Annotated in this window: 4 protein-coding genes and 1 pseudogene; all 5 read left to right on the top strand. The window is 27.8% G+C overall.

All coding sequences use genetic code 11. From position 1 onward, the window contains the following. The coding region (locus tag H9564_RS09240; protein WP_225209645.1) for a hypothetical protein at positions 1-242 on the top strand (242 nt) is incomplete at its 5' end. Positions 243-251: 9 nt separating this feature from the next. After that, positions 252-1,142, top strand: a complete 891-nt coding sequence (locus H9564_RS08900; protein WP_191685110.1) for a glycosyltransferase family 2 protein — start codon at positions 252-254, stop codon at positions 1,140-1,142. 18 nt (positions 1,143-1,160) lie between these two features. Then, complete coding sequence (locus tag H9564_RS08895) at positions 1,161-2,306, top strand: EpsG family protein (protein ID WP_191685109.1); 1,146 nt, start codon at positions 1,161-1,163, stop codon at positions 2,304-2,306. 29 nt (positions 2,307-2,335) lie between these two features. Beyond that, positions 2,336-3,733: pseudogene (locus H9564_RS09320) on the top strand (oligosaccharide flippase family protein); the annotation flags it as partial. A 5-nt stretch (positions 3,734-3,738) separates the two neighbouring features. Then, complete coding sequence (locus tag H9564_RS08885) at positions 3,739-4,680, top strand: glycosyltransferase family 2 protein (protein WP_191685107.1); 942 nt, start codon at positions 3,739-3,741, stop codon at positions 4,678-4,680. Positions 4,681-5,238 lie beyond the last annotated feature (558 nt).

Below are 5,238 nucleotides of genomic sequence, written 5' to 3'. Positions count from 1 at the left end.
GGATTAATCAAGAATATATAAAAGGAATATCGAATGATTATTTTGATTTACAAGGTATTAATACTAAAGAAGCAAATTTAACTAAAAAAATTATTATTAGCGATATTAAAAAAATTGAAATTAATTATAATTATTCTCCTATGATAAAATTACGACTGCTTATATTAAAAAATGAAAATAATTTATTGATAAATTTATTTAATAATTTACGAAAAGTCTATGTAAAAATATTTAAAAGTTGAGATGAAATTATGGATAACATGATTACTATTATTACACCGACATATAATAGGTGTAGTAAACTAAAGGCTCTATATAAATCGTTATTATCACAAACTAGTAAATCTTTTGAATGGCTTGTGATTGATGATGGCAGTACAGATAAAACACAGAGTTATATAAAAGAGTTACAAAAAGATGAGCAACCATTTAAAATTAAATATTTATATCAAGAAAATAGTGGTAAACATGTTGCACTAAATAATGCAATTAATGCTACTGATACTACATTGACTTTTATTGTTGATAGTGATGATTGTTTAGTTCCGGAGGCAATTGAAACTATTATATTTAAGTATAGAAAAATACCTTCGTATAAGTTAAATAAACTTTGTGGAATTTCTTTTTTGAAAATAAATTCGAAAGGAAAATTATTATTAAATAAATTCTCTAATAAGGTAGAGGAAGATACATATGTTAATTATAGAATTTTAAGACATATAAAGGGAGATATGGCTGAAGTATGGATTACTAAAGTTCTAAAGAAATATCCATTTCCTGTTTTTAAAAATGAAAAATTTTTAAGTGAAGATGTGGTTTGGATAAAAATGTCAGGACCATATAAAATGATTTTCTTTGATGATCCAATTTACATTGCTGACTATCTTTCAGAGGGCCTAACAAAAAATAGAAGAAGCGCGAATTGGAAATCACCGTTAGGTTGTGTATACAAAGGTGATTTATTAATGGGGTCTTCGTTTCCTTTTAAATATCGTATTAAGGGAAGTCTGTACTATAATATTTATGGCTTTAGAGCTGGTAAAAATGCTCTAGAAATTATTAAAGAAAGTAAAAATAAAATAGTATTACTAACGATAATACCTTCATATATTGTATTTCGCTACTGGAAATTAAAGTATTAAGATTGAGTGATTTGTTTTATGGTGATTTATCTTTTATCGTTTCTTATTTCTTGTTTATTAATGTACTTTGCCGAAAAGCTCAATAGAGCCAGCGCAATTCTTACTAGCCTATTTATTTTTTTATCTATATTAATTCCAAGTGTATTAGCAGGGGCAAGAGCTTTAACTATAGGTACCGATGTAATTACCTACGTTAGTCCTATGTATAATGCTGCAAGTAGTGCAACATCTTTTTTTTCTTTTCAAAATATACCAATTTTAAATGGAATAATTTTGATCCCAATTTCTTCATTTGAAGTAGGGTTTACTTCCTATATATATATAATAACTAAAGTATTTGGAAATCTATTTTTTAGTTTATTCTTTATTCAATTTATTTGTATTGGTTTAATAATATTAGGGCTATGGTCGTTAAGAGGTAAATTTCCTGTATGGTTGGGATTATCTATTTATTATTTATCCTTATTTAATCCATCCTTAAATTTAGTGAGACAGTCAATTGCTATCGCAATAATTATATTTGGTTTTAAATATTTAATACAAAATAATTGGGTTAAATATGTTATTGTGGTGATTTGTGCTTGTTTATTTCACAAAACTGCTATAGTTGGTTTAATTATTTTACTTTTGTTTTATTGTTTCTTAGAGAAAAAGAATGGGAAGAAATTTTTTAATCAAAATGAAAAATTAATGATAGTTACTATCTTGGTAGGTTTAATTGTTCTTGTTCCTTTTACTAGAAACATTGCTTTAAAAATAATAGGATTATCAAGTTATATACAGGGATATTTAAGTGGAAATGAATCATTCGCTATAAATCAATTGATTTTGAGATTACCAATATTACTATTTATATTAATCCAGTGGAAGCAAGTAAAAAATAGTCAGTTGAAATATTTCTTTTTATCTATTTTAATTTGTGATGTATTTACATCTCAATTGGCAAGCATGTCAGATTTTGCTTCACGTATATCACTTTATTTTTCAGCATACTATATTTTTATCGTTCCTTACTTTATTAATGATGAAAACAAAATAAGGAGAACCATTTTAACTATATTTGTAATAAGTTATTTCCTTTCTTATTGGTATTATAGTTTTGTTATTATGAACTATAATCAGACAGTACCTTATTTGTTTTCTACGAATTTAAACCTTAAATAAAATCATGAAAGTAATAAAAAAACTATTTATACAATGCTAGCTATCAATTACTAACAGTGCTGTTTCCACTAATAACTACTCCTTATGTTACACGTGTTTTAACAAATGAAGGGTATGGGATATATAGTTATACATTTACTAATATTCAATATTTTGTTCTTATAGCAGGGCTAGGTATTACAATCTATGGAAATAGAGAGATTGCATATTCTGCAGGAGAAAAAAATAAGTATTATATAAGTAGAGTTTTTTGGGAAATAGTAATTTTAAAATTTATTTCTACATTAATAGCCATAATATTATTTTTAATTTTACTTTTGTTTAATGTGCGCTATAAATTACTAATGTGTGTTCAAGTCCTTAACATTCTTAATGTTGCATTTGATATTTCATGGTTATATATGGGACTAGAGAAGTTTAGCATAATTGTATTTAGAAATACTTTAATTAAGCTGTTTTCCCTTGCGTTAATCTTTTTATTTGTTAAAAATCAGGATGATCTACTTATATATATATTAATAATGGCTGGTTCCTTGTTGGGAGGAAATTTAACATTGTGGCCTCAGTTAAAGAGTATAGTTGAAATAGTACCAGTAAGAAAGCTTCATCCTTTAAGGCATCTTAGAGCTTCACTACTGTTGTTTTTGCCACAGGTTGCAATTCAATTCTATATGCAAATTAATAAAACAGCATTAGGGATAATGATTTCGCCTAAAGATTCTGGCTATTATTATAGTTCTGACACAATAATTAAGGTTTTATTGTCCGTTGTCACAGCCACGGGGACAGTTATGCTTCCACATGCAAGTAAGGCATTTTCAGAAGGAAAAGTAGAACAAGTCAAAAAAATGCTATATCATTCTTTTGATTTTGTATCTTTTATATCTATACCGATGGCATTTGGTGTAGCTGCAGTAAGTTTAAAAATGGCACCATGGTTTTTAGGACGTGGGTATTCTGCAGTTGGTAAAGTAATGATGATAGAATCAATTATAATTGTTTTAGATGCATGGGGAAATGTTATTGGTGAGCAGTATTTGTTGCCAATCAAACAAACTAGAAAATACACTAATGCAATAATAATGGGAACTATTACGAACCTCATTATATTCTATCCATTTATTAAATTGTGGGGCCTTTTTGGAGCAATGATTTCTTACTGCTTATCTGAATTGGCGGTATTTGTATATCAACTTTTGATAGTAAGAAATAGTTTTAATTTAGGAAAAATATTTTATAACTTTAAAAAATATTTTATAAGTGGCTTACTAATGTTTGTTATTGTATTTTATATTAATAGTATCTTAGATATGAGTTTTTTATCGTTAAGTATAGAAGTCTTAGTAGGTATTCTTTGTTATATATTAGCAATTTTATGTTTGAAACCTATAATTTTAATTATGGTAACTAAATATTTAAAAAGGTGAGATAATTGAACAGTCTAGTAAGTATTATTGTCCCGATATTCAATGTAGAGAACTATTTAGCAAAATGTATTATGTCTATTCGTAATCAGACATATAAGAACCTTGAAATAATATTAGTAAATGATGGTTCAACGGATAATAGTTTAGATATATGTAAAAAGTATGCACGATTGGATAATAGAATTAAATTATTTAATCAAAAGAATGGAGGTTTATCAAAAGCGCGTAATACAGGAATAAATAACGCACATGGTGATTTCTATTTCTTTGTAGACAGTGATGATTATATCCATCCAATGCTAATAGAAGAATTACTGAAATTAATTAATTACAATGTAAATATTAGTTTAGCTATTTGTAATTATAGTAGTAAAAAAATTAATAATTTACCTGGCAAAATGGAAATTTGGGATCAAAATCAATTTTGGAAAAATTATTACGGGGAACACTATATTAGTTGTGTAGTTGCATGGGGGAAATTATACAGTAAAAAATTATTCGATAGCGGTATTCGATTTGATGAAGGAAAGTTACACGAGGATGAATATATACTTCATAAGGTAGTTGATCAATGTGAACTGATCGCTTTTACAGATAAGCCGTTATATTTTTATTCTATTAGAGAAAATAGTATTACTCATTCAGAAAGTATAAAAAGTTATATTGATAAACTAGAGGCTTTTATTTTAAGAACACGGTATTTTGCTTCACAAAAATCTGATGTTTTTTTAGGTAAAGCTATTAATAGTGATTTGTTTATGCTATGGAAAATTTATGAAAATGATACTTATAATGAGAAATACTGTAAGTATAAGTGTATAGTAAAAGCTCTGCTTAATAATGTTGATATAAGTAACATTAATTTTATGGAAAAAATTAAAATTCAGATATTTGATTTTAATGATACTTTCTATTACAAACTATTAAAATTAAAAAATAATTTGTAATTTTATAAGTGCGTCCAGTTTGGGTGTTAGCTGGGCGATGAAAGTCTGCTATGAGTCATCGTAGTAGTTGGAACCATGAGCCGAGGACAAGGGGTATCCATTGTGATGTGGAATCTAGAGGAAGTCTAAGGCAAAGTACTGCATTGATGAACAAGAAGTAGCTATAAGGACGAACGTAACTGAATAAGTTTGCTATGCAAACTAAAGTTTAATGCTACTTGATGTTGCTTTCAGTAAGGCTAACGGTGATGGTGATATGGTACGAAAGTTGATATTCTTACCCGGAGAGGTCTGACTTACACGTTTCCGACAAGATGAATAAATGAAGTTTCGCAGAAACAAACACAGCAGTGATGTTGTGCTGAGTAAGTCAGAAGTCAGAACGATAATAACTATATCGGAGGTGTAATCAAGTGCGGCAGACAATAGCAGAAAACAAAAATCGAGGATAGATTTGGAAAACCGAAAGTACACAAGGGAGTGTAGAGGGCGGCTGTAAAATGTAGGAAATCGGCGGTTTAAAATTGTCGGTTTTCCTGCATTTTTTGTATACTCACT

Origin of the sequence: Limosilactobacillus avistercoris (genome assembly GCF_014836425.1) — a bacterium.
Classification (GTDB): domain Bacteria; phylum Bacillota; class Bacilli; order Lactobacillales; family Lactobacillaceae; genus Limosilactobacillus; species Limosilactobacillus agrestimuris.
The sequence above is the reverse complement of the archived record's forward strand: the minus strand, read 5'-3'. Positions and strand labels throughout refer to the sequence as shown.

Bases quoted from the DNA above. Each gene is read 5' to 3' on its own strand.
- H9564_RS08900 (WP_191685110.1), top strand. From the start codon at position 252: ATGGATAACATGATTACTATTATTACACCGACATATAATAGGTGTAGT.
- H9564_RS08895 (WP_191685109.1), top strand. From the start codon at position 1,161: ATGGTGATTTATCTTTTATCGTTTCTTATTTCTTGTTTATTAATGTAC.